The organism is Mesorhizobium sp. M1334 (assembly GCF_040317995.1).
In the GTDB taxonomy this organism is placed as follows: domain Bacteria; phylum Pseudomonadota; class Alphaproteobacteria; order Rhizobiales; family Rhizobiaceae; genus Mesorhizobium.
The window spans coordinates 18,760-40,850 of record NZ_JAMYLM010000017.1; the positions used below are offsets into that span (position 1 = coordinate 18,760).

Consider the following 22,091-nt stretch of genomic DNA (forward strand, 5'->3'; position numbering starts at 1 on the left):
CCAGCTTACGCGATATTTGGCCGGCGTCACGATCATGTTTGGAAACAGACGTTAATCGTTGCCGGCAGTGCGGTCGATGCGGATCACGAACAGCATCGCCGGCCGGACCGCATCCAGGCGCAGTTCCGGCGCTTGCGCCCCGAGCAACAGCGCGTCGAGCGGCCCAAGTTGCATGGGCGCCGCGCCGGCCACGCTGAGTTCGCCGTCGACGCACAGAATAAGTGTTTCATCGGCTTCGGCCTGGATCTCCGTCGGAGCCGGAATCAGCAGGCGCTCAACCGTGTGGGTCGCCCGGGCGCGGCGGGTCATGACGTTGAGGTCGATGATCGGGCCGGCGATCAGCGTAGCTTGCGTCGGCACGTCGGCCGGAAAGGTAAGGGGGCCGGAAGCCTTGGTGATTTCGACCGGCGGCCGGCCGGCGATATCGAGGACCATGCCCTCGCCTTCCAGCAAGGCCAAGGTCCGGTCGACGCCAGCGAAGCCGGAGAACGGGCCGCTGCCCTCGACGCGCGCCATCGAGACACGCCAGTCGAAATCGTCGAGCCCGGCACCTGGCGGCGACACGACAATCTCCGTCGTCACCCCGCCGCCGTTCTTCCACGGCATCGACCGGTATTCCGCTGCCCGAAGGATGCGCAAGGCGCGGCTCAGTCCAAAATGCCGGGCAGGTTGAGCTGGTTCTCCCTGGCGCACTCGATCGCGATGTCATAGCCGGCATCGGCGTGGCGCATGACGCCGGTCGCCGGGTCGTTCCACAGAACCCGCTCCAGGCGCTTCGCCGCCTCGGGCGTGCCATCGGCGACGATGACCATGCCGGCATGCTGCGAAAAGCCCATGCCGACGCCGCCGCCATGGTGCAGCGACACCCAGGTGGCGCCGGACGCGGTGTTGAGCAGGGCGTTGAGCAGCGGCCAGTCGGAGACGGCATCCGAGCCGTCCTTCATTGCCTCCGTCTCGCGGTTCGGCGAGGCGACCGAGCCGGAATCGAGGTGATCGCGGCCGATGACCACCGGTGCCTTCAGTTCGCCCCTGGCGACCATCTCGTTGAAGGCGAGGCCGAGCCGATGGCGATCGCCGAGCCCAACCCAGCAAATGCGCGCCGGCAGGCCCTGGAAGGCGATGCGCTCGCGCGCCATGTCGAGCCAATTGTGCAGATGGGTGTTGCCGGGCGTGAGTTCGCGCACTTTGGCGTCGGTCTTGTAGATATCCGCGGGGTCGCCGGAAAGTGCCGCCCAGCGGAACGGGCCGATGCCGCGGCAAAACAGCGGACGGATATAGGCCGGCACGAAACCTGGGAAGGCAAAAGCATTCTCGAAGCCCTCCTCCTTCGCCACCTGGCGGATGTTGTTGCCGTAATCGAGCGTCGGCACGCCGGCGTTCCAGAACGCCACCATCGCCTCGACGTGCTCGCGCATCGACGCGCGGGCAGCTCTTTCGACGGCCTTCGGGTCGCTGCTGCGCTTCTCGCGCCACTCGGCCAGCGACCAGCCCTTGGGCAGATAGCCGTTGAGCGGGTCATGCGCCGAGGTCTGGTCGGTGACGATGTCGGGGCGCACGCCGCGCCGCACCAGTTCCGGCAGGATGTCGGCGGTGTTGCCGACGAGGCCGACCGATTTCGCCTCACCGGCTTTGGTCCAGCGCTCGATCTTTTCCAGAGCCTCGTCGAGCGTGTCGGCGCGTTCGTCGACGTAGCGGGTGCGCAGCCGGAAATCGATGCGGTCGGGATCGCATTCGACGGCCAGGCAGCAGGCGCCGGCCATGACCGCGGCGAGCGGCTGGGCACCGCCCATTCCGCCAAGGCCGCCGGTCAGTATCCACTTGCCCCTGAGATTGCCGCCATAGTGCTGGCGGCCGGCCTCGACGAAGGTCTCATAGGTGCCCTGCACGATGCCTTGCGTGCCGATGTAGATCCACGAGCCGGCCGTCATCTGGCCGTACATCATCAGGCCCTTTCTATCGAGCTCGTTGAATTTCTCCCATGTCGCCCAGTGCGGCACCAGGTTGGAATTGGCGATCAGCACGCGCGGGGCGTCAGGATGAGTGCGGAACACGCCGACCGGCTTGCCCGATTGCACCAACAGCGTCTCGTCGTCGCCGAGCGTCTTCAGCGAGGCAACGATGCGGTCGAAATCGTTCCAGGTGCGCGCCGCCCGGCCGATGCCGCCATAGACGACCAACTCGTTGGGGTTTTCGGCGACCTCTGGGTCGAGATTGTTCATCAGCATGCGCAACGGCGCTTCCGTCAGCCAGGTGCGGGCGTTGAGCTCGCTGCCGCGCGGGCTGCGCACTTCACGGATGTTGTGGCGAGGATCGGTCATGATTGTCCCTTTCGAATGAAGCGCGCCGCGCGTCAGCGCTCGGCCCAGGCGATCGCGGTTTCCAGGATCTTTCTCAGCGTGACGCGGATTGGCGCCGCGAATTCGGCATCGTAAGGCACCGGCCAATTGCCGGGCATGCCCTTGCCTTCGGGCTCGCGCAGATAGCCGCGGTTGGACAGCTCCATCTGCAGCGCGTGGACGCCGTTTTGCGGCTGGCCGAAATGGCGCGTGATCCAGCCGCCCTTGAAGCGGCCGTTGACGACGAAGCTCTCGCCGGTCTCGCCCAGAATCTGCCTGACTTTCTCCTGCAGTGTCGGATCGGCACTCTTGCCGTCGTTGGTGCCGAGATTGAAGACCGACAATTTGCCTTCGAATAGGCGCGGCAGCACCGAACGGATCGAATGGCAGTCATAGACGACGATCTTCCCATGCAAAGCGTGCAGCCTGTCGATCTCGGCCTGCAGCGCGGCATGATAAGGCACGAAGAACTTCTCGCGGCGTTCGTCGATCTCCGACGGTCCCGGCTCTTCACCTTTGCGGTAGAGTGGATCGCCGTCAAAGGTCTCGGTCGGACAGAGCCCAGTCGTCGTCTGGCCGGGATAGAGCGAGGCGCCGGACGGATCGCGGTTGACGTCGATGACGGTGCGCGAAATCGCCGTATGCACAACGGTCGCGCCGAGGTCTTCTGCGAAGTCATAAAGCTTGTCGATCCACCAGTCGGCGTCACGGCGGCCGAGCCAGGGCGAGATTAGCCGGCTGTCGAGGCCGGCGAGATCGATGCCGGTATGCGGGATCGAAACCAGCAAGGGTGCCGTGCCTTGGGTGACGGTGAGCCAGGAGGGCGAGGTCATCGGAAGTCTCCCCGTAACAGAACGCAACTCTGCGACCGTCTTTGAACACCGATCTCGCTTTTTGCTGGTTGCGACGTATTTTGTTCTTGCTTTGTGCCGGCAGCTATGCTAATAATTTGCCTATGGTGCTGATTCAGCCCGACGACCCGCCCTCGAGGCGGGTTTTTTGTTTCTGGCCTTGAAAGTTTCGGTGTTGCCGGGCTGAGGTTGGCGAGACAGCGCCCCCCTCTGTCCTGCCGGACATCTCCCCCTCCAGGGGGGAGATTGGCTATCATCTCTACTTTCGCCAATCTCGTAGAATGCAGAAAGGGCGCAGTCCCCGAAGCTGCCAATCTCCCCCCTGGAGGGGGAGATGTCCGGCAGGACAGAGGGGGGCGCGACGGAACACGACCCATCGCGGCGTAACGCAGCGATAACAGTGTCATGACGTAATCCCCGGCAGCTTCACCGCGCTTGCCGCTTCCACCGCCGCGCCGCTGCGTACCATGGCGATGGCCTTCTCCATGTCCGGGTGGAAGTGCCGGTCGTTGTCGAGATGCGGCACCTCTGCCCTGACCAGCCGGCGCACCGCCTCCAGTGCCGCGCTCGAGGCCAGAGGCGCATGGAAATCGCAGCCCTGTGCGGCGGCCAACAATTCGATGCCGATGACGGCCGTCGCATTCTCGACCATGCCGATGAGCCGGCGCGCCCCATGCGCCGCCATCGAGACATGGTCTTCCTGGTTGGCCGAGGTCGGGATCGAATCGACGCTGGCCGGATAGGCTTTTTGCTTGTTTTCAGAAACCAGTGCCGCGGCCGTGACCTGAGGGATCATGAAACCGGAATTCAAACCCGGCTTGGGCGTGAGAAAGGCCGGCATGCCCGACAGCGCCGGGTCGACCAGCATGGCGATGCGCCGCTCCGACAGCGAGCCGATTTCGCAGACGGCGAGCGCGATCATGTCGGCGGCGAAGGCCACCGGCTCGGCGTGGAAATTGCCACCCGAAAGTGCTGAATCATCCTCGGCAAAGATCAGCGGATTGTCGGTGACGCCGTTGGCCTCGGTGGCGAGCGTGTCCGCGGCCTTGCGGAGCACGTCGAGCGCTGCGCCCATCACCTGCGGCTGGCAGCGCAGGCAGTACGGATCCTGCACGCGCTCGTCGCCGACGCGGTGCGATTCACGGATGGCGCTGCCGGCCATCAAATTGCGCAACGCCTCGGCCGTCTCGATCTGGCCGCGATGTTTCCGGAGCAGATGGATGCGTGGATCGAACGGAGCGTCGGAGCCTTTGGCGGCATCGGTCGACAGCGCGCCGGCGACCAGTGCCGACTGGTAGAGCACCTCCGCTTCGAACAAAGCGGCAAGCGCATACGCGGTCGAGAACTGGGTGCCGTTGAGCAGCGCCAGGCCTTCCTTGGCGCCCAGTATCACCGGCTCCAGGCCGTGCGAAACGAAGGCGACCTTGGCGGGAAAGCGGCCATGCGGGGTAAAGCACTCGCCGACACCGATCATCACCGCGGTCATGTGCGACAGCGGCGCAAGGTCGCCGGAAGCGCCAACCGAGCCTTGCGCCGGCACCACGGGGATCACGTCGTTGGCCAGCATCGCCTCGAGCAGTTCGATGGTCCGCGGCCGCACGCCGGAGGCGCCCTGTGCCAGGCTGGCCAGCTTCAGCGCCATCATCAGCCGGCAAATTGCGACGGGCATCGGCTCGCCGACGCCGGCGGCATGCGACAATACGATGTTTCGCTGCAGCGTTTCCAGGTCGGCGGCGGGGATGCGAACACTGGCCAGCTTGCCGAAGCCGGTGTTGATGCCATAGACCGGCTCGCCTTTGGCAACGATCCTGGCGACAGCCTCGGCGCTGGCCTTGATCTTCGGCCGGCAGGCATCGTCGAGCCTCAGTGCGGCGCCGCGATAGATGGCGCGCCAATCGGTCAGCGTGGCATTGCCTGGCCTTAGCTTGAGTTCGGTCATTGTCCCCTCCAGATGCGGGCATGCAGCGGGTTGAAGCCCATGCGGTAGACGAGTTCGGCCGGGCGTTCGACGTCCCAGATCGCCAGATCGGCGGATTTTCCGGCCTCCAGCGTACCGGTCTGTCCAAGCAGCCCGAGCGCGCGGGCAGCCTCGCGCGTGACGCCGGCAAGGCATTCATCGACGGTCAGGCCGAACAACGTCGCCGCCATGTTCATGGTCAGCAGCAGCGAGGTCAGCGGCGACGTGCCGGGATTGTTATCGGTGGCAACGGCCATCCTGACGCCATGCTGGCGAAAAAGGGCGATCGGCGGCTTCTTGGTCTCGCGGATGAAGTAGTAGGCGCCGGGCAAGATGGTCGCCACGGTTCCGGCCTTCGCCATCGCCGCCGCACCTGCCTCGTCGGTATATTCGAGGTGGTCGGCCGATAGCGCACGATAGCGCGCCGCAAGTTCGGCGCCGTGCAGATTGGACAGCTGGTCCGCATGGAGCTTGACCGGCAGGCCCGCCGCCTTCGCGGCATCGAACACGCGGGCGATCTGCTCCGGCCAAAATGCAATGCCTTCGCAAAAGCCGTCGACGGCATCGGCCAGGCCCTCGGCAGCGATGGCCGGCAAAATCTCGTTGGCGACAAGATCGATAAAGGCGTCCTTGTCACCTTTTGCTTCGGGCGGCAGCGCATGGGCGCCGAGGAAAGTGGTCCTGACCGTCACCGGCCGCTCACCGCCCAGCCGTCGCGCGGCGCGCAACGACTTCTTCTCGTTTTCGAGGTCGAGACCGTAGCCGGATTTGATCTCGACTGTGGTGACGCCTTCGGCGACCAGCGCATCGAGGCGCGGCAGCGACTGGGCGACCAGCTCGTCCTCGCTGGCGGCGCGCAACGCCTTGACCGAGGAAACGATGCCGCCGCCGGCCTTGGCAACCTCTTCATAGGTGGCGCCGGCCAGCCGCATCTCGAATTCATTGGCACGGTTGCCGGCGTGGACAAGATGAGTGTGGCAGTCGATCAGGCCAGGCGTGATCCAGCGACCGTCGCAGTCGATCGCCTCGGCGCTTTCGCGGAGCGCTGCCGGCATGTCGGCTTCCGGCCCGGCATAGACAATCCGGCCATTGCGCACGGCGATTGCACCGTGCTCGACGACGCCTGACCCGGTGCTGCTATCCACCAGGGTCGCGAGGCGCGCATTGCGCCACAGGCGAACCTCCCCTGCCCGGCTTTTGCTCTCTGCAGCCATCATCTTTTCCGTTTCAATCGGTGACGATTATGTATATACATATCAAAAGGCACTGCAAGCACTATCATCGCATGGCAGACCGGGATTTGGAGAAAAACGTGACGGCAATCTTCGCGGAACAGGCACTTCTGCCCGACGGCTGGCACAGCAATGTGCGGATCGTCATCTCCGACGGCAGGATCGCCGCGGTCGAGGCGAATACCTCGCTCCTGCCTGGCGACGAGCGCCAGGCCATCCTTCTATCCGGCATGCCGAACCTGCACAGCCACGCCTTCCAGCGCGGCATGGCCGGGCTTGCCGAATTGCGCGGGCCTTCCGCCGACAGTTTCTGGAGCTGGCGCGAGGTGATGTACCGTTTCGCGCTGTCGATGACGCCGGACCAGGTCGAGGCGGTCGCGGCCCAGCTCTATGTCGAGATGCTGGAGGCCGGGTTCTCGCGTGTCGGCGAGTTTCACTATTTACACCACGACCGCGACGGCCGGCCCTATGCCAACATCGCCGAGATGGCGGAGCGCATCATTGCCGCAGCGTCCGAGACGGGCATCGGGCTGACGCTGTTGCCGGTGTTCTACGCGCATTCCTCTTTCGGCGGCGCTGCGCCAAATGAAGGCCAGCGGCGGTTCATCAACAATGTGAACCAGTTCTCGCGGCTTGTTGAGAAATGCCGCGAATCCGTTCGCAGCTTGAATCAAGGTGTCGTCGGCGTCGCCCCGCACAGCCTGCGTGCCGTGACACCGGAGGAACTGGAAAACATCACGGTGTTGGCGCCGGAGGGGCCGATCCACATCCACATCGCCGAGCAGATGAAGGAGGTCGAGAACTGCCTTGCCTGGTCCGGGGCGCGGCCGGTCGAGTGGCTGCTTGCCAATGCCAAGGTCGACCGGCGCTGGTGTCTCATCCACGCCACCCACATGACCGACACAGAGACGGTGCAAATGGCGAAAAGCGGCGCCGTTGCCGGCCTTTGTCCGATCACCGAGGCCAATCTCGGCGACGGCACCTTTGCCGCGTCCTTGTTCATGCAGCATGGCGGCCGCTTTGGCATCGGCTCGGATTCAAACGTCCTGATCGGCCTGCCGGACGAGTTGCGGCAGCTCGAATATTCGCAGCGCCTCGCCCACCGCGCCCGCAACGTGCTGGCGGTGGCCGGTGGCTCGACCGGCCGTGCTTTGTTCGATGCAGCGCTCGATGGTGGCAGTGCCGCGCTGGGCGCCGGCCCCTCGCAGATCGCAGCAGGTGCCTCGGCCGATTTCGTCTCGCTCGACGGCAAGCATCCATCGCTGGCCGGCAAGACGGGCGATACAATCCTTGACGCCTGGATTTTTGCCAACGGCACCAAGATCGATTGCGTCTGGGTGCATGGCAGGAAACTGGTCAGCGGCGGCATGCATGCCAGGCGCGATGCTATCGCCGAGCGGTTCCGCAAGGTGATGACGGCGCTTTCCGCATGAGCATGATCGGGACAATAAGCGCGGATTCTGGAAGCGCGGACGGCGGCGAGGTTCTTTCGCTGCACCAGCGCATCCTGTCGGACATCAGCGAACGGATCCTGTCGGGTGCCTGGGCGCCCGGCCACCGCATTCCGTTCGAGCATGAACTGACGGCCGAATACAATTGTTCGCGCATGACGGTGAACAAGGCGCTGTCGCAACTGGCCAAGGCTGGGCTGATCGAGCGCCGGCGTCGTTCGGGCAGCTTTGTCCGCCGGCCGCAATCGCAGGCGGCCGTTCTCGAAATCCACGACATCCGGATCGAGGTCGAGGCACTTGGCCTGCCCTACCGCTATGAGCGCATGGCGCGAAGCGGAAGGCGCAGCAGCGCCGACGACCGAGCCCTGCTGGAACTCGACGTCGCCGGGCCGGTGCTGGCGCTGGAATGCCTGCATTTCGCCGGCAAGCGGCCGTTTGCCCACGAGCAGCGGCTGATCAATCTGGTTGCCGTGCCGGAGGCCGCCGAAGAGGCCTTTTTCGAGACCGCGCCCGGTCCGTGGCTGATCGGGCGCGTGCCGTGGAGTGCCGCCGAGCATCGCATTCGCGCGGTCGCCGCCGAAAAGCACATCGCGGCGGCGCTCGACATCGAGACCGGCGCGCCGTGCCTGGTGATCGAGCGGCGGACATGGAGCGCCGAGCACCCCGTCACCCATGTCCGCTTTACCTATGCGGCAGAGAACCACACGCTGGTGGCGCGGTTCACGCCGTCGCAGGGGTGAGCTCCTAACCCTCCCCCTTGAGGGGAGGGTCGCGGAGCAAATTGCCGCGCGGCGGCATTTTGTGACGCGGGGTGGGGGCGGAGCAACCTCGCCGACCCCACCCCGTCTCGCAGTCTCCGCTTCGCTTCGACTACTCGCCGACCCTCCCCTCGAGGGGGAGGGTTAGAGCCGCATTCTCAAATCGCCGCGGTAACAATGATCTCGACCAGATATTCCGGTCCGGCAAGTTTCGCTTCGCCGGTGGCGCGGGCCGGCGTGTTGCCCTGCGGCACCCATTTGTCCCATTCCGCGTTCATCTCGGCAAAGGTGCTCATGTCGGCCAGCCAGATGATCGCCTGCAGGATCTTGGTCTTGTCGGTGCCGGCCTTGGCCAGCAATTCGTCGATCGCCGCCAGAATGTCCCTGGTCTGGGCGCCGACGTTTCCACCCGGCTTGCCGACCTGACCGGCCAGATAGACGGTGTTGCCGTGGATGACGATCTGGCTCATGCGTGGGCCTACATCGATGCGACGAATGCTCATTGGATATTCCTTCTCCTCTTGTCAGCTGCGCCTGTTTAGGGGCCGGGTTCGCCGGGAGCAAGGCCGCTCGAGCGGAACTTCTTGAGCCAAGCCAAAGCACACAACATGACGGCCCGGCCGCAATTCCGCCCGATTGGCTTGTTGACTAATGTAATAACATCACATATCGAATCCGCCCCTGCAGCACCGATCGTCGCCCCATGGATCGTCACATGAGCCAAACCTGCCTGACCTTCCGCGACCTGACGCTGGGCTACAACAGCCACCCTGCGGTCCACCACCTCAATGGTACGATCCGCAAGGGATCGCTGACAGCGGTCGTCGGCGCCAACGGCTCCGGCAAGTCGACCCTGATGAAGGGCATCGTCGGCGTCCTGAAGCCGATGGCCGGTGCGGTGATCCGGGCGCCCGGTGTACGCGCCGCCTATCTGCCGCAGCAATCGGAGCTCGACCGTTCCTTTCCGGCCCGTGTCGTCGACCTGGTTTCACTTGGCCTATGGCCGCGGCGCGGCATGCTCGGCCGTTATACAAGGGAAGATCGCGACTCGGTCAGCGAGGCGCTGATGGCCGTCGGCCTCGGCGGTTTCGAGAAGCGCCCGATCGACACGTTGTCGGGCGGCCAGCTGCAGCGCACGCTGTTTGCCCGCGTGCTGTTGCAGGATGCCGAGCTCATCCTGCTCGACGAGCCGTTCAACGCCGTCGATGCCAAGACGGTCGGTGACCTGATCGCGCTGATCAAGCGCTGGCACGGCGAGGAGCGCACGATCATGGTTGTGGTCCACGATCTCGATCTGGTGCGGCAGAATTTCCCCGAAACACTGCTGCTGGCGCGCCAGCCGATCGCCTGGGGAGAGACTAAGGAGACGCTGCGGCCGGAGAATTTGTTGCGTGCGCGCCGTTTCCACGAAGCCTGGGAGGATAACGCGCCATGGTGTGAGCCCGGCGAGCATGATCACAGTGTGCACGATCACGGCAGCCACGAGCATAGCCATGACCATCATCACGGCTCCGGGCCGAGGGCGGCATGATGGAGGTGCTTTACGGTCTGTTCGTCGCTCCGTTCGCCGACTACGCCTTCATGCAGCGGGCGCTCGCCGGTTCGATGATGCTGTCGCTCGGCGCCTGCCCGGTCGGCGTGTTCCTGATGCTGCGGCGCATGAGCCTGTCCGGCGACGCCATGGCGCATGCCATCCTGCCGGGTGCTGCCGCCGGCTTCCTGTTCTATGGCCTGGAAATCCTGCCGATGACTATCGGCGGACTGATCGCCGGCATCATCGTGGCGCTCGGCGCCGGCGCCGTCTCGCGCTTCACCATCCAGCGCGAGGATGCCTCGATGGCGGCCTTCTATCTGATTTCGCTGGCCATCGGCGTGCTTATGGTGTCGATCCGCGGTTCCAGCGTCGATCTCATGCATGTGCTGTTCGGCACCGTATTGGCGCTCAACAACGAGGCGCTGACGCTGATCGGCGGCATCGTCGTGGTGACGCTGGCCAGCCTCGCCATCTTCTGGCGGGCGCTGGTCGCGGAATGCCTCGACCCTTTGTTCCTGCGCTCGGTCAGCCGGATGGGCAGCCCGGTGCATTTCATCTTTCTCGGCCTCGTCGTGCTCAATCTCGTCGGTGGTTTCCAGGCGCTCGGCACCTTGCTGTCGGTCGGGCTGATGATGCTGCCGGCGGCGGCGGCCCGCTTCTGGACGTCGCGCGTCGAGCCGATGTGCGTGTTGGCCACAGTGATCGGCTTTGCCTCCTGCATTGCCGGGCTGCTGTTGTCCTACCATGCGTCACTGCCCTCCGGCCCGGCCATCATCCTGTCCGCCGGCGTCGTCTATTTCGCCTCGATCCTGTTCGGCACGCGCGGCATCCTGCGCGCCCGCATCGTCCATCACCGCCACAGAACTGCCTGATCCCAACAAGGAGAAACTGTCCATGCTGAAATCGATCCGCGCCGCGTTGGCCGTGAGCGTTATAACATTAACCGCCCTTGGCGCTTCGTCGGCCTTTGCTGAGCCGTTGAAAGTGGTCGCCAGCTTCACGATCATCGCCGATTTCGCCAAGAATGTCGGCGGCGACCGCATCGATCTGACCACCATCGTCGGGCCGGACGGCGACGCCCACGTCTACGAACCGAGCCCCGCCGATGCGGTGGCCATGGCCAAGGCCGACATCGTGCTGGTCAACGGCCTGCATTTCGAAGGTTTTCTGCAGCGCCTGGTCGACGCCAGCGCCACCAGGGCTTCGATTGCCGTGCTGACCAAGGGGGTCACGCCGATCAATTTCAAACCCGAATTCGCCGAGGCCGACGCCGCCGAAGGCGCGGAAACCGATGGCGGCAAGACGGTCACCGATCCGCATGCCTTCCAGTCGATCGCGAATGCCAAGATCTATGTGAAGAACATCGCCGACGCCTTTTGCACGGCCGACGCTGCGGGTTGCGACAGCTACATGGCCAATGCAGCCGCCTATGCGCAAAAGCTCGATGCGCTCGAGGGCGAAGTGCAGGCGGCAATCCAGTCGATCCCGCAAGAGAAGCGCGTCGTCATCACCTCGCATGACGCCTTCGGCTATTTCGAGAAGGCCTATGGCTTGACCTTCCTGGCCCCGGAGGGCGTATCGACCGAGTCGGAGCCTTCCGCCGCCGACGTGGCCAAGCTGGTCAGCCAGGTGAAGCAGGACAAGGCGGCGGCGATCTTCGTCGAGAACATCACCAACCCGCGGCTGATCGAGCAGATCGCCAGCGAGACCGGCATCAAGGTAGGCGGCACGCTCTATTCCGATGCGCTGTCGCAGCCCGACGGCCCGGCCGCGACTTATATCGACCTGATGCACAACAACATCGCCCAGATCAAAGGCGCGATCCTCGGCAGCTGAGCGATCGACCTCGTTCATCCAGCCGGGCTGGCGTATGGCGCATCCAAGCACACGCGGCGCCGTCCGGCTGGATTTCCGGCATCGAAATCTCTATCTGCGCGGAGGGATTTCTTTTCGCGCGGATTGCCGACCGGGTCAGGGAGTGGCAAGACTGCCGCTAACCAGATTGCGAGGACACCGCCGTGGAATACCGTCAGATCAGCGAGGACTATTCGGTCTCGGGCCAGATCCAGCCCGAGGATGTCGCGACCATCAAGGCCGCCGGCTTCAAGAGCGTGATCTGCAACCGGCCGGACGACGAGCAGCCCGGCCAGCCATCGGCCGACACCGTCAAGGCGGCGGTAGAGGGCGCCGGGCTCGCCTTCCGCTACATCCCCGTCATCAGCGGCCAGATCACGGCCGAGAATGTCGAGGACCAGGCCGAGGCGCTTGAGGAACTCGAAGGCCCGGTCTTCGCCTACTGCCGGTCCGGCGCCCGCTGCACCAATCTCTATGGGCTGATCCAGCAATCGAAGGGGTGATATTCGCCCTCAGATCGGCAGCGCGCCGGTTTCCTTTAGCGTCTCCAGCACGATCGCCGTCTTCACGTGCTGTACGGATTCGTGCGGCAGCAGCACGCTGTTGACGAATTCCGACAGCGACTTCAGGTCGGGCGTCACCACTTTCAATATATAGTCCATCTCGCCCGTCAGCGCGTGCGCTTCCTGCACTTGCGGCAGCCGCGCCACCAATTCGCCGAAACGCCGCGCATTGTCGCGGTTGTGAGTGGCAAGCGTCACCGAGATGACGTTGACAAGAGAAAAGCCGAGCTTGCCGCGGTCGAGCACCGCCCGGTAGCCCTTGATATAGCCGTCCTCCTCCAGCCGCTGGCGACGGCGCGAGCATTGCGAAGCGGACAGGTTCACCCGTTCCGAGAGGTCGTTGTTGGTCAGGCGTGCATCGCCCTGCAGCAGAGCCATTATCTTGCGGTCAAACTGGTCGATGCGCGCCTCATCCATGGGTTTCTCTCCATACATGCACAATTCACGCATTACCTGATCATTTCAAGCGTTTGAATGCAAGCACCATGCACTGCGTCCTTGCTATCATTAGGTTGAGATGGCCTTTCCAGGCCAAACAGTTTTGGAGGACACTGCCATGGGTCCCTTCCCGCACGACGCACCGCCCGCCAAGATCAGCAAGACCAATCCCGCCGGCACCGACGGCTTCGAATTCGTCGAATTCGCGCATGCCGAGCCAGAAAAGCTCGCCGAACTGTTCACCCGTATGGGCTATGTGCCGGTCGCCAGGCACCGCAGCAAGAACATTACCGTCTGGCGGCAAGGCGACATCAATTATGTCGTCAATGCCGAACCCGGCTCGCATGCCATGAAATTCGTCGACAAGCACGGCCCTTGCGCCGCCTCGATGGCGTGGCGGGTGGTCGATGCCAGGCATGCCTTCGACCATGCGGTAGCCAAGGGCGCGACGCCCTATGGAGGCAACGACAAGACGCTCGATGTGCCGGCGATCGTCGGTATCGGCGGATCGCTGCTCTATTTCATCGAAGCCTACGGCGAGAAGGGCTCGGCCTATGACGCCGAGTTCGACTGGCTGGGCGAGCGCGACCCTAGGCCGGAAGGCGTCGGCTTCTACTATCTCGACCACCTGACGCACAATGTCTATCGCGGCAACATGGACAAATGGTGGGATTTCTACCGCGACCTGTTCGGTTTCAAGCAGATCCATTTCTTCGACATCGACGGCAAGATCACCGGCCTGGTCAGCCGCGCCATCACCTCGCCCTGCGGCAAGATCCGCATCCCGCTCAACGAGTCCAAGGACGAGACAAGCCAGATCGCCGAATATCTGAAGAAGTACAATGGCGAAGGGATCCAGCACATCGCCGTCGGTACCGATAACATTTACGACGCCACCGACAGGCTGGCCGAAAACGGCCTGAAGTTCATGCCAGGCCCGCCGGAGACCTATTACGATATGTCCTTTGCCCGCGTAAACGGCCACGAAGAGCCTATCGAGCGGATGAAGAGGCACGGCATCCTGATCGACGGCGAAGGCGTGGTCGACGGCGGCACGACCAAGATCCTGCTGCAGATTTTTTCCAAGACAGTGATCGGCCCGATCTTCTTCGAGTTCATCCAGAGGAAGGGCGACGAAGGTTTTGGCGAGGGCAATTTCCGCGCTTTATTCGAGTCGATCGAGCAGGACCAGATCAAGCGCGGCGTGCTGAAGGTGGACGGCAAGGCAGCGTAGCCAGTTCGGCCGAGGCGCCTTGTGATTTGATCAATTATGACCTAAATTATGGTCATAAAGGATCGAGTCATGAATGTTTCTATTGCCGAAGCCAAGGCCAAATTGTCGGAACTCGTCAGCCGCGCGGAAGCCGGCGAGGAGATCGTGCTCACACGCCACGGCAAGGTGGCGGCGCGTATCGTAGCTCCGGCAGTGGCCGAACCCCTGCCGCGGATAGGCGCGTTGAAGGGCAAGATCTGGATTGCGGACGATTTTGATGAACTCGGTCCCGAGTGGGATGAGTACGTGAAATGACGGTCGGCCCGTTTCTCGCCGACACACACATCATCCTCTGGTCGATTTCGGACGATCGCCGTCTCAGCGAGCACCACCGCGTTATTCTGGCTTCGGAAGCGGTGGTGTTCGCGAGCGCGGCAAGCGTCTGGGAAATTGCCATCAAACGTTCGATCAGAAAACTTAATGCGCCGGACGATCTGCCAACGCTGCTTCCAAGGATGCAATTTCAGCCGCTCGCCGTAACCTTCCAGCACGCGAACGCCGTCGGCGGCCTACCCCACCACCATGGTGATCCGTTCGACAGGCTTCTGATTGCGCAGGCGCAAGTGGAGAACCTCACCATCCTGACATCCAACCCGTATTTCGCCCGTTACGATGTGGCTTTGGCATGATTATCCAAGCAGTTGGTCTCGCAAGCCCAGCCGCTCAACCTCCGCTTTCCTGAGTTTCAGATCATAATCGAGGAAGAACTCGTCGAGTTGCGGCGGTTTCACCGAGGTGCCGGACAGCATCGCGTGCACCTGGCCGCGATGATGGATGTCGTGGATGAAGAGATGGGCGAGCAAATCGCCGATCCGCTCCGGTATCATGCCGTCCTCGCGCCGGTCGGTGAGAACGCGGCGCTCGAGATCGTCCGCCGACAGGCGGTCGCAAAAGGCGATCAGCCGCCGGTCGGCCTCCGCCTGTGCAACAAAAAGCGCCTTGGCATCATTGAACGGCACAAAATCGTCATGGGCGGCGGCGCCGACGCCGCTCTCTTCGAGAAAATCGAGATAGAGGTGATCGACCGCCAGAATGTGGTTCAGCGTTGCCTTGATCGATGGGAAGAAGCTTATCCTTTCAGCTTCGAATTCGCCGGGCTCAAGCTGCAGCACGGCACGATAGAGCCGGTCGTTGGACCACAGATTGTTAGCTGCCATGCGGCGGAAATGGTTCAGCAGGTCCATGACTTCACGCCGCTGACCGGACCAAATACAAGCCCGCCCACATGGGCGCGAATCCGGCGATGACGATCAGCAGAAGCCGGATCATGTGCCGCCGCATGGCTTGCGTTTCCTGGTCCAGCGCGACATTCGTGTTGGTGACGGTGTGAAACATCATCGCCTTGCGCGGAAAGCCGCTGCGGTTGGTCAGGTAGGGCGAGCGAGCCTCGATGCGGTAGCTCAGTCTGATTGCCTGGATGAAGATCGCCAGCATGACAAGGGCCCAGACACCGCACAGCAGGTAGAATGTCTCGCCCGTCATTCTCTTGCCCCCTCGTATTTCTCGACCTTCTGCTCGATGGCACCGAAGATCGAATGCCCGCCCCTGTCCTTCATCTCGATGCGCACGGTATCGCCAAAGCGCAGGAAGGGCGTTTTCGGTTCGCCAGTCTCAATAGTCTCGATCATCCGCAACTCGGCGATACAGGAATAGCCGGCGCCGCCTGCCGAGACAGGCTTGCCCGGCCCGCCGTCGAGCTTGTTGGAGACGGTGCCCGAACCGACGATGGTGCCGGCGGCCAGCGGCCGCGTTTTTGCGGCGTGAACAATCAGCGCCGGAAAGTCGAAGGTCATGTCGATGCCGGCGTTCGCCCGGCCGAACGGTTTGCCGTTGAGATCGACCAGCAGCGGCAGGCTGACCTTGCCGCCGTCCCAGGCATCGCCCAGTTCCTCCGGCGTCACCGCAACCGGCGAAAAGGCCGATGACGGCTTCGACTGATAGAAGCCGAACCCCTTGGCGAGCTCGGGTCCGGTCAGGCCGCGCAGCGTCACATCGTTGACCAGCATGACCAGGCGGATCGCTGCCCGCGCCTCTTCGAGGCTTGCGCCCACCGGCACATCGTCAACTATGACCGCGACCTCTCCTTCCATGTCGATGCCAAGGGTCTCGTCGGTCATGCGGATTGGGTCCCGCGGTGCGAGGAAAGCGTCCGAGCCGCCCTGGTAGATCAGCGGATCGGTCCAGAAGCTTGCCGGCATCTCGGCGCCGCGCGCCTTCCGCACCAGCTCGACATGGTTCACATAGGCCGAACCATCGGCCCATTGGTAGGCGCGCGGCAGCGGCGAATGGGCGTCATGCTCGTGAAAGCGGGCAGACGGCACCGCATTATTCTCCAGCGATTCGGCCATGGCAGCGAGATGCGGCGCGATCCGAAGCCAGTCGTCAAGCGCGGCCTGCAGCGTCCGCACCAGAAACGAAGCATCGGTGAACCGCGTCAAGTCGCGCGAGACGACGACAAGCCTTCCGTCGCGCGTCCCATCCTTCAAGGTGGCAAGCTTCATGCGGTTTCCTCTCCTGGCGCAGCTTTGGTGCTGCTTTGATTTTTTGTTCTACGCATGATCTCTTCCGAAAACCGGTTTCCACTTTTCGGGATCATGCTCCAGCCCCACAACAAGGCCGTCGCGTGCGATCGTCAAGTCGCCGGCCCATGTTTTCCTGACGGCGGCAATCCAGTCGGCCTCGTCGATCTCGAGATCGTCGGCGGGAATGAGATGGTTGAGGACCAGTCTTTTGACGCCTGCATCACTGGCGATGCGGCCCGCTTCCTCGGCAAAGCTGTGGCTGGCGAGCAGGTGTTCCCTCAGCCTTGCGCCGTTGCCGGTCTTCGCGACCAGCCGCTCGATACCCTCTTCCAGCATGGCCTCGTGGACCAGCACGTCGGCGCCTTGGGCGAAATCCGCCAATGGCGGAAAGAACGCCGTATCCGACGAGAAGACGATGCTTTGCCCCGCATGGTCGAAGCGCAGCGCAAAGCAGTCCGTCACCGGCGGGTGGTCGACGCGCAGCGCCGATATTTTGAGACCGCGCTCTTCCGCCACCTGGCCTTCACCAAACTCGACGATCGAGACCAGGTCGCGGAGATCCGGCCTGCCTTCATCGGCGATGCGGATCTCGATGTCGAACTCCATCGCCTGGCAAAAGCGCTGCCAATAGTAGCCGGTGCCGGGCGGGCCGAATACGGTGACCTTTGTTGCCAGGCCGGCCGTCCATGCAGTGTGGATCAACGGTCCGAGTTCCAGCACATGGTCGGAATGCAAATGCGTGATGAAGATCAGTTCGAGCGCCTGAAGGCTGATGCCGGCACCGGTCAGCCCGCGCGTTACGCCCAGCCCGCAATCGACGACGATGGTGCGGCCGCCAATCTCCAGCAGTGACGAACTCGGCCACGGCCCGCCCGGCCGCAGCGCGGGACCACCCTTCGAGCCAAGAAGCACCAGACGATCCGTCACGCGACGGCGCTCAAGACCAGTCGCCCTCGGGCGTGCCGTTGAAGCGCTTCTTCAGGCCGGCCCAGCAGTCGATGTAATTGTCCTGCCGGGTTTCGAGCTCGGCGCCATAGCGGGTCACCATCTGCGGAAAGCGTGTCTCGAACATGAAGGCCATGGTGTTGTCGAGCTTGACCGGTTTCAGCTCCGCGCGCGAGGCTTTTTCGAAGCCAGATGCATCGGGTCCGTGAGCCAGCATCATGTTGTGCAGACTGATGCCGCCGGGCACGAAGCCCTCTTCCTTGGCATCGTACTGACCATGTATGAGGCCCATGAACTCGCTCATGATGTTGCGGTGATACCAGGGCGGCCGGAAAGTGTTTTCCGCCACAAGCCAGCGCGGCGGGAAGATGACGAAATCGATATTGGCGGTGCCTTCCTCGCCGCTCGGCGCGGTCAGCACGGTGAAGATCGACGGATCGGGGTGGTCGAACAGGATTGCGCCGACCGGCGAGAAGGTCGCAAGATCATATTTGTAGGGCGAATAATTGCCGTGCCACGCCACGACATCCAGCGGCGAATGGTCGATCTCGGTGACATGGAACTGGCCACACCATTTCGCGATCAGCCGGCACGGTGTCTCCTTGTCCTCGAACCAAGCACAGGGCGTCTTGAAATCGCGCGGATTGGCCAGGCAATTGGCGCCGATGGGGCCACGATCCGGCAGCGTCAGCTTGGCGCCGTAATTCTCGCAGACATAGCCGCGCACTTCGGCATCCACCAGTTCGACCTTGAACACCAGACCACGCGGCAGCACGGCGATCTCGCCCGGCCTGAGTTCGATGACCCCCATCTCGGTGACGAAGCGCAAGGCTCCAACCTGCGGCACGACCAGCAACTCGCCGTCGGCGTTGAAGAAATGATCGTCGACCATCGAGCGGTTGGCGACGTAGACGTGTGCCGCCATGCCGGTCTGGCCGAGCACGTCGCCGGCGGTGGTGATCGAGCGCATGCCGGCAATGAAATCGGTCGGCTCCTTGGGCATCGGCACCGGGCTCCAGCGATACTGGCCGAGTGCGAGCTGGTGGTCGCCGACGTTCGGCGCGCTTTTCCAAAGCGGATAATTCGCCGCTTTGAAGCGACCGGTGTGCCTCACGCTCGGCCTTATCCGATAAAGCCAGGAGCGCTCATTGGTGCCGCGCGGCGCGGTGAAAGGAGAGCCCGAAAGCTGCTCGGCATAGAGGCCGTAGGCCGGCCGCTGCGGCGAGTTTCGCCCTTGCGGCAGCGAGCCCGGCAAAGTCTCGGTTTCGAAGTCATTGCCGAAACCCGGCATGTAGGAGTAGGCCATGGAACCCTCCCGAATTCATGGTCTCGGAGCATCGTTTGCGCATCCGCAAAGATGCTCCGGGTTGACCATACCGGTTTCATTTGTAACCATTGAAAATGTAACCATCAACGGTGATTTCGCCATGAGCCGCCAGCATCCCCAGTCAGGGCCAACCATGGAAATCCTTGAGCTGGAATCCTTCCTGCCTTACCGGCTCTATCGGCTTGCCGATGCCGTCAGCCGCGAATTCTCAAGGATATACAAGGACCGTCACGGACTGACCCGGCCCGAATGGCGCACGCTGGCCGGGCTTGGACAGCACGGCACGATGACGGCGACGGCGCTCGGCGAGCAATCGGCCATGCACAAGACCAAGGTTTCGCGCGCGGTCGCCGAGCTCGAACGGCGCCGCTGGCTCAGCCGGACGCCTGACGAAAAAGACCGCCGTGTCGAGCATCTGGCGCTGACCAAGGCTGGCGTTGCCGCCTATCGCGAGATGGTGCCGCTGGCGAAGGAGTTCGAACGGGAATTGCTGGCAAGATTGAGCCCCGCCGAGCGTGTGGCCATTGTCGGCGGAGTGGCAGCACTGGAGGCGGCATTGGGGAAAAGCTAGGTTCCTGCCAGAATTACAGGCACCTTGGCGGAACAGCTTTCAGTTCGCACCGTGTTCCTTCGGGCCTTCACCAGTCCATGACCACCTTGCCGGAATTGCCGCTCTTCATCGCTTCGAAGCCGAAAATATAGTCGTCGATGCCGATGCGGTGGGTGATCAGGCCGCTGACATTGAGAGGACCCTGCACCAGCGCAATCATCTTGTACCAGGTCTCGAACATCTCGCGGCCGTAGATGCCCTTCAGATGCAGCATCTTGAAGATGACCTTGTTCCAGTCGATCTCGAAGCCGGTCGGCGCGATGCCGAGAATGGCGATCTTGCCGCCATTGTTCATGGTATCGATCATGTCGCGGAATGCCGGTGCGGCACCGGACATTTCAAGACCGACGTCAAAACCCTCGGTCATGCCGAGCGCCGGCATGATATCGCGCAGCTTTTCTTTCGAGGCGTCAACGACATGCTGGACGCCGAGCTTTTTTGCCAGTGCCAGGCGCACCGGGTTGATGTCGGTGATGACCACTTTTCGCGCGCCGACGCATTGCGCCACCAATGCGCCCATGATGCCGATCGGCCCGGCGCCGGTGACCAGCACGTCCTCGCCGACGAGGTCGAAAGATAGTGCGGTGTGAACCGCATTGCCCAGGGGATCGAAGATCGCGGCGATCTCGTCCGGCACGTCGTCGGGGATCGGCACGACATTGTGCTGCGGGATAGCCAGATATTCGCCGAAGGCGCCGGGGCGATTGACGCCGACGCCGAGCGTGTTGCGGCAAAGATGCCCCCTGCCCGCCCGGCAGTTGCGGCAATGGCCGCAGACGATGTGACCCTCGCCCGAAACGCGCTGGCCGACTTTGTATTCGGTCACCGCCGCGCCGAAATCGGCGACCGTACCAACGAATTCATGCCCGGTCACCATCGGCACCGGCACGGTCTTTTGCGCCCACTGGTCCCAATTGTAGATGTGGACGTCGGTGCCGCAGATCGCCGTCTTCCGGACCTTGATCAGCACGTCGTTGGGGCCGATCTCCGGCACCGGCACCTCTTCCATCCAGATGCCCGGCTCGGCCTTGGCTTTGACGAGGGCCTTCATCATGTTCGACATTCTGCAGTCCCTTGAAGGTCTTGATCCGGAATCGCTTTTCGACTGCCGGTCATTCAGGAAATCACGCCGAGCTCGCGACCGACTGCGGCGAACGCCTCAATCGCACGGTCAATGTCGGCGCTGGAATGGGCGGCCGACATCTGCGTGCGGATGCGCGCCTGGCCTTTCGGCACCACCGGGAAGGAGAAGCCGATGACATAGATGCCGCGCTTCAGCATGCGCGCCGCCATCTCCTGCGCCAGCGTCGCGTCGCCCAGCATCACCGGGATGATCGGATGGTCGGCGCCGGCCAGTGTAAAGCCGAGCCTGCCCATCTCGGAGCGAAACCGCGCTGCGTTGGCATATAGGTGCTGACGCAACGCATCGCCATTGCGGATCATCTCGAACACCCGGATCGAAGCGCCGGCGATCGCCGGCATCAGCGTGTTGGAAAACAGATAGGGGCGCGAGCGCTGGCGCAGCCAGTCGACCACCTGCTTCTTGCCCGACGTGTAGCCGCCCGACGCGCCGCCCAACGCCTTGCCGAGCGTGCCGGTGATGATGTCCACCCTGCCCTCGACGCCACAATGTTCGGCCGAGCCACGGCCATTCCTGCCGACGAAACCAACTGCATGGCTGTCGTCGACCATGACCATTGCGTCATATTTGTCGGCGAGGTCGCAGACGCCCTTCAGATTGGCGATGATGCCATCCATAGAGAACACGCCGTCGGTGGCGATCAGCCGGAACCGACAGTCGCGCGCCTCTTTCAACCGCGCTTCGAGATCGGCCATGTCGTTGTTGGCGTAGCGGAAGCGCTTTGCCTTCGACAGCCGTACCCCGTCGATGATCGAGGCGTGGTTCAGCGCATCGGAGATGACCGCATCCTCCTCGGCGAGCAGCGTCTCAAACAGGCCGCCATTGGCGTCGAAGCAGGAGCCGTAGAGGATGGTGTCCTCCATGCCGAGGAAGTCAGAAATGGTCGCCTCGAGCTGCTTGTGTTCTTCCTGCGTGCCGCAGATGAAGCGCACCGACGCCATACCGTAGCCGTAGCGGTCGAGCGCCTGCTTGGCCGCCTCGCGCAGTTCGGCGCTGTCGGCGAGGCCGAGATAATTATTGGCGCAGAAATTCAGCACCTTCTCGCCGCCCACCTCGATCTCGGCCGATTGGGTCGAGGTTATCACCCGCTCGGATTTATAGAGGCCTGCCGATTTCAGCCCTTCAAGCTCGCTTTCGATGTGGGAGAGGAATGCTGCGGTCATGATCAGGCCCTGTTGAGATCGATGAGGACTGTCGCGCCGCGCGGACGAAAAATCCATCGTAAAAGCGACCGCTTCGGTGGCGGCAATGGCACGGCAGAGGCCACGATGTTCAAATGCGGAGGTGCTGCGAAAGATT

The 22,091-nt window shown here is 63.2% G+C and carries 24 protein-coding genes; 10 read left to right on the top strand and 14 right to left on the bottom strand.

All coding sequences use genetic code 11. The features are described 5' to 3' along the window. Nucleotides 1-51 precede the first annotated feature (51 nt). From NKH17_RS23970 to hutI, 5 genes are all read right to left on the bottom strand, one after another. Nucleotides 52-639, bottom strand: coding sequence for a HutD/Ves family protein (locus tag NKH17_RS23970; RefSeq protein WP_352899834.1), 588 nt, complete (start codon nt 637-639; stop codon nt 52-54). Nucleotides 640-647: 8 nt separating this feature from the next. Next, on the bottom strand, nt 648-2,318 hold the full coding sequence (gene hutU, locus NKH17_RS23975) for a urocanate hydratase (RefSeq protein WP_352820758.1): 1,671 nt from the start codon (nt 2,316-2,318) through the stop codon (nt 648-650). A 32-nt stretch (nt 2,319-2,350) separates the two neighbouring features. After that, nucleotides 2,351-3,169 (bottom strand): N-formylglutamate deformylase, encoded by an 819-nt coding sequence (gene hutG / locus NKH17_RS23980; protein ID WP_352899837.1) that lies wholly within the window; start codon nt 3,167-3,169, stop codon nt 2,351-2,353. Between the two features lie 421 nt (nt 3,170-3,590). After that, on the bottom strand, nt 3,591-5,126 hold the full coding sequence (gene hutH / locus NKH17_RS23985; RefSeq protein WP_352899840.1) for a histidine ammonia-lyase: 1,536 nt from the start codon (nt 5,124-5,126) through the stop codon (nt 3,591-3,593). Then, entirely contained in the window at nt 5,123-6,358 is a 1,236-nt protein-coding gene (gene hutI / locus NKH17_RS23990; protein WP_352899842.1) for an imidazolonepropionase, read from the bottom strand. The genes hutH and hutI overlap by 4 nt, the downstream gene beginning before the upstream one ends. 98 nt (nt 6,359-6,456) lie before the next feature. Here hutI and NKH17_RS23995 point away from each other — a divergent pair, with 98 nt between their 5' ends. Then, nucleotides 6,457-7,809 carry a formimidoylglutamate deiminase gene (locus NKH17_RS23995; protein ID WP_352899844.1) on the top strand — a complete coding sequence of 451 codons (1,353 nt, stop codon included), beginning with the start codon at nt 6,457-6,459 and terminating at the stop codon, nt 7,807-7,809. Continuing rightward, the gene (gene hutC, locus NKH17_RS24000; protein WP_352738219.1) at nt 7,806-8,567 is read left to right on the top strand and encodes a histidine utilization transcriptional repressor HutC; all 762 of its coding nucleotides are present in this window, start codon (nt 7,806-7,808) and stop codon (nt 8,565-8,567) included. The genes NKH17_RS23995 and hutC overlap by 4 nt, the downstream gene beginning before the upstream one ends. A 176-nt stretch (nt 8,568-8,743) precedes the next feature. Here the strand turns inward: hutC and NKH17_RS24005 are convergent, their stop codons facing one another. After that, nucleotides 8,744-9,088, bottom strand: a complete 345-nt coding sequence (locus tag NKH17_RS24005) for a RidA family protein (RefSeq protein WP_023674415.1) — start codon at nt 9,086-9,088, stop codon at nt 8,744-8,746. A gap of 212 nt (nt 9,089-9,300) precedes the next feature. On the opposite strand from NKH17_RS24005, the gene aztA reads away from it, so the two are divergent. The 4 genes from aztA to NKH17_RS24025 all read left to right on the top strand — a co-directional run bounded on the left by aztA (nt 9,301) and on the right by NKH17_RS24025 (nt 12,476). Next, on the top strand, nt 9,301-10,116 hold the full coding sequence (gene aztA, locus NKH17_RS24010) for a zinc ABC transporter ATP-binding protein AztA (protein ID WP_352739217.1): 816 nt from the start codon (nt 9,301-9,303) through the stop codon (nt 10,114-10,116). Next, nucleotides 10,116-10,991 (top strand): zinc ABC transporter permease AztB, encoded by an 876-nt coding sequence (gene aztB, locus NKH17_RS24015; RefSeq protein WP_352899881.1) that lies wholly within the window; start codon nt 10,116-10,118, stop codon nt 10,989-10,991. The genes aztA and aztB overlap by 1 nt, the downstream gene beginning before the upstream one ends. A gap of 22 nt (nt 10,992-11,013) precedes the next feature. Further along, nucleotides 11,014-11,955, top strand: a complete 942-nt coding sequence (gene aztC, locus NKH17_RS24020) for a zinc ABC transporter substrate-binding protein AztC (protein WP_352899848.1) — start codon at nt 11,014-11,016, stop codon at nt 11,953-11,955. Nucleotides 11,956-12,137: 182 nt separating this feature from the next. Further along, a complete protein-coding gene (locus tag NKH17_RS24025) occupies nt 12,138-12,476 on the top strand; it encodes a protein tyrosine phosphatase family protein (RefSeq protein ID WP_254817489.1) in 339 nt (112 codons plus the stop codon). 9 nt (nt 12,477-12,485) lie between these two features. Here the strand turns inward: NKH17_RS24025 and NKH17_RS24030 are convergent, their stop codons facing one another. After that, complete coding sequence (locus tag NKH17_RS24030; RefSeq protein WP_352899850.1) at nt 12,486-12,953, bottom strand: Lrp/AsnC family transcriptional regulator; 468 nt, start codon at nt 12,951-12,953, stop codon at nt 12,486-12,488. A 139-nt stretch (nt 12,954-13,092) separates the two neighbouring features. Between NKH17_RS24030 and hppD the strand changes: the two genes are divergently transcribed. The 3 genes from hppD (at nt 13,093) to NKH17_RS24045 (ending at nt 14,876) form a co-directional block, all read left to right on the top strand. Then, nucleotides 13,093-14,208, top strand: coding sequence for a 4-hydroxyphenylpyruvate dioxygenase (gene hppD / locus NKH17_RS24035; protein WP_352899852.1), 1,116 nt, complete (start codon nt 13,093-13,095; stop codon nt 14,206-14,208). A gap of 69 nt (nt 14,209-14,277) precedes the next feature. Beyond that, a complete protein-coding gene (locus NKH17_RS24040) occupies nt 14,278-14,502 on the top strand; it encodes a type II toxin-antitoxin system Phd/YefM family antitoxin (protein WP_254817725.1) in 225 nt (74 codons plus the stop codon). Continuing rightward, nucleotides 14,499-14,876, top strand: a complete 378-nt coding sequence (locus NKH17_RS24045; RefSeq protein ID WP_352802715.1) for a type II toxin-antitoxin system VapC family toxin — start codon at nt 14,499-14,501, stop codon at nt 14,874-14,876. Before NKH17_RS24040 ends, NKH17_RS24045 begins: the two co-directional genes overlap by 4 nt. Here NKH17_RS24045 and NKH17_RS24050 read toward each other — a convergent pair whose 3' ends face one another. From NKH17_RS24050 to hmgA, 5 genes are read right to left on the bottom strand one after another with little or no spacing between them, the layout of a single operon-like run. Continuing rightward, the gene (locus tag NKH17_RS24050) at nt 14,877-15,431 is read right to left on the bottom strand and encodes a DinB family protein (RefSeq protein WP_352802712.1); all 555 of its coding nucleotides are present in this window, start codon (nt 15,429-15,431) and stop codon (nt 14,877-14,879) included. A gap of 4 nt (nt 15,432-15,435) precedes the next feature. Beyond that, nucleotides 15,436-15,729: a hypothetical protein gene (locus NKH17_RS24055; protein WP_352802709.1), complete on the bottom strand. Its 294-nt coding sequence runs from the start codon at nt 15,727-15,729 to the stop codon at nt 15,436-15,438. Further along, on the bottom strand, nt 15,726-16,748 hold the full coding sequence (locus NKH17_RS24060; protein WP_352899855.1) for a fumarylacetoacetate hydrolase family protein: 1,023 nt from the start codon (nt 16,746-16,748) through the stop codon (nt 15,726-15,728). Before NKH17_RS24060 ends, NKH17_RS24055 begins: the two co-directional genes overlap by 4 nt. Before the next feature lie 48 nt (nt 16,749-16,796). After that, a complete protein-coding gene (locus NKH17_RS24065; protein ID WP_352802703.1) occupies nt 16,797-17,696 on the bottom strand; it encodes an MBL fold metallo-hydrolase in 900 nt (299 codons plus the stop codon). A 10-nt stretch (nt 17,697-17,706) separates the two neighbouring features. Next, the gene (hmgA, locus tag NKH17_RS24070; protein WP_352509591.1) at nt 17,707-19,020 is read right to left on the bottom strand and encodes a homogentisate 1,2-dioxygenase; all 1,314 of its coding nucleotides are present in this window, start codon (nt 19,018-19,020) and stop codon (nt 17,707-17,709) included. Nucleotides 19,021-19,174: 154 nt separating this feature from the next. Here hmgA and NKH17_RS24075 point away from each other — a divergent pair, with 154 nt between their 5' ends. Further along, nucleotides 19,175-19,612, top strand: coding sequence for a MarR family winged helix-turn-helix transcriptional regulator (locus NKH17_RS24075; RefSeq protein ID WP_352802663.1), 438 nt, complete (start codon nt 19,175-19,177; stop codon nt 19,610-19,612). A gap of 67 nt (nt 19,613-19,679) precedes the next feature. Here the strand turns inward: NKH17_RS24075 and tdh are convergent, their stop codons facing one another. Both tdh and NKH17_RS24085 read right to left on the bottom strand, forming a co-directional pair. Next, a complete protein-coding gene (tdh, locus tag NKH17_RS24080; RefSeq protein WP_352802699.1) occupies nt 19,680-20,714 on the bottom strand; it encodes an L-threonine 3-dehydrogenase in 1,035 nt (344 codons plus the stop codon). 53 nt (nt 20,715-20,767) lie between these two features. Further along, nucleotides 20,768-21,955, bottom strand: coding sequence for a glycine C-acetyltransferase (locus tag NKH17_RS24085; RefSeq protein WP_352802696.1), 1,188 nt, complete (start codon nt 21,953-21,955; stop codon nt 20,768-20,770). Nucleotides 21,956-22,091 lie beyond the last annotated feature (136 nt).

What these genes read in the sequence shown, in the direction of transcription:
- NKH17_RS24030 (WP_352899850.1), bottom strand. Translation starts at nt 12,953, where the DNA reads ATGGATGAGGCGCGCATCGACCAGTTTGACCGCAAGATAATGGCTCTG.
- NKH17_RS24005 (WP_023674415.1), bottom strand. Translation starts at nt 9,088, where the DNA reads ATGAGCATTCGTCGCATCGATGTAGGCCCACGCATGAGCCAGATCGTC.
- hutI (WP_352899842.1), bottom strand. Translation starts at nt 6,358, where the DNA reads ATGGCTGCAGAGAGCAAAAGCCGGGCAGGGGAGGTTCGCCTGTGGCGC.
- NKH17_RS24075 (WP_352802663.1), top strand. Translation starts at nt 19,175, where the DNA reads ATGGAAATCCTTGAGCTGGAATCCTTCCTGCCTTACCGGCTCTATCGG.
- NKH17_RS24040 (WP_254817725.1), top strand. Translation starts at nt 14,278, where the DNA reads ATGAATGTTTCTATTGCCGAAGCCAAGGCCAAATTGTCGGAACTCGTC.
- NKH17_RS24045 (WP_352802715.1), top strand. Translation starts at nt 14,499, where the DNA reads ATGACGGTCGGCCCGTTTCTCGCCGACACACACATCATCCTCTGGTCG.
- aztC (WP_352899848.1), top strand. Translation starts at nt 11,014, where the DNA reads ATGCTGAAATCGATCCGCGCCGCGTTGGCCGTGAGCGTTATAACATTA.
- hppD (WP_352899852.1), top strand. Translation starts at nt 13,093, where the DNA reads ATGGGTCCCTTCCCGCACGACGCACCGCCCGCCAAGATCAGCAAGACC.
- NKH17_RS24085 (WP_352802696.1), bottom strand. Translation starts at nt 21,955, where the DNA reads ATGACCGCAGCATTCCTCTCCCACATCGAAAGCGAGCTTGAAGGGCTG.
- NKH17_RS24060 (WP_352899855.1), bottom strand. Translation starts at nt 16,748, where the DNA reads ATGAAGCTTGCCACCTTGAAGGATGGGACGCGCGACGGAAGGCTTGTC.
- aztB (WP_352899881.1), top strand. Translation starts at nt 10,116, where the DNA reads ATGGAGGTGCTTTACGGTCTGTTCGTCGCTCCGTTCGCCGACTACGCC.
- NKH17_RS24055 (WP_352802709.1), bottom strand. Translation starts at nt 15,729, where the DNA reads ATGACGGGCGAGACATTCTACCTGCTGTGCGGTGTCTGGGCCCTTGTC.
- hutU (WP_352820758.1), bottom strand. Translation starts at nt 2,318, where the DNA reads ATGACCGATCCTCGCCACAACATCCGTGAAGTGCGCAGCCCGCGCGGC.
- hutG (WP_352899837.1), bottom strand. Translation starts at nt 3,169, where the DNA reads ATGACCTCGCCCTCCTGGCTCACCGTCACCCAAGGCACGGCACCCTTG.
- aztA (WP_352739217.1), top strand. Translation starts at nt 9,301, where the DNA reads ATGAGCCAAACCTGCCTGACCTTCCGCGACCTGACGCTGGGCTACAAC.
- NKH17_RS24050 (WP_352802712.1), bottom strand. Translation starts at nt 15,431, where the DNA reads ATGGACCTGCTGAACCATTTCCGCCGCATGGCAGCTAACAATCTGTGG.
- hmgA (WP_352509591.1), bottom strand. Translation starts at nt 19,020, where the DNA reads ATGGCCTACTCCTACATGCCGGGTTTCGGCAATGACTTCGAAACCGAG.
- tdh (WP_352802699.1), bottom strand. Translation starts at nt 20,714, where the DNA reads ATGTCGAACATGATGAAGGCCCTCGTCAAAGCCAAGGCCGAGCCGGGC.
- hutC (WP_352738219.1), top strand. Translation starts at nt 7,806, where the DNA reads ATGAGCATGATCGGGACAATAAGCGCGGATTCTGGAAGCGCGGACGGC.
- hutH (WP_352899840.1), bottom strand. Translation starts at nt 5,126, where the DNA reads ATGACCGAACTCAAGCTAAGGCCAGGCAATGCCACGCTGACCGATTGG.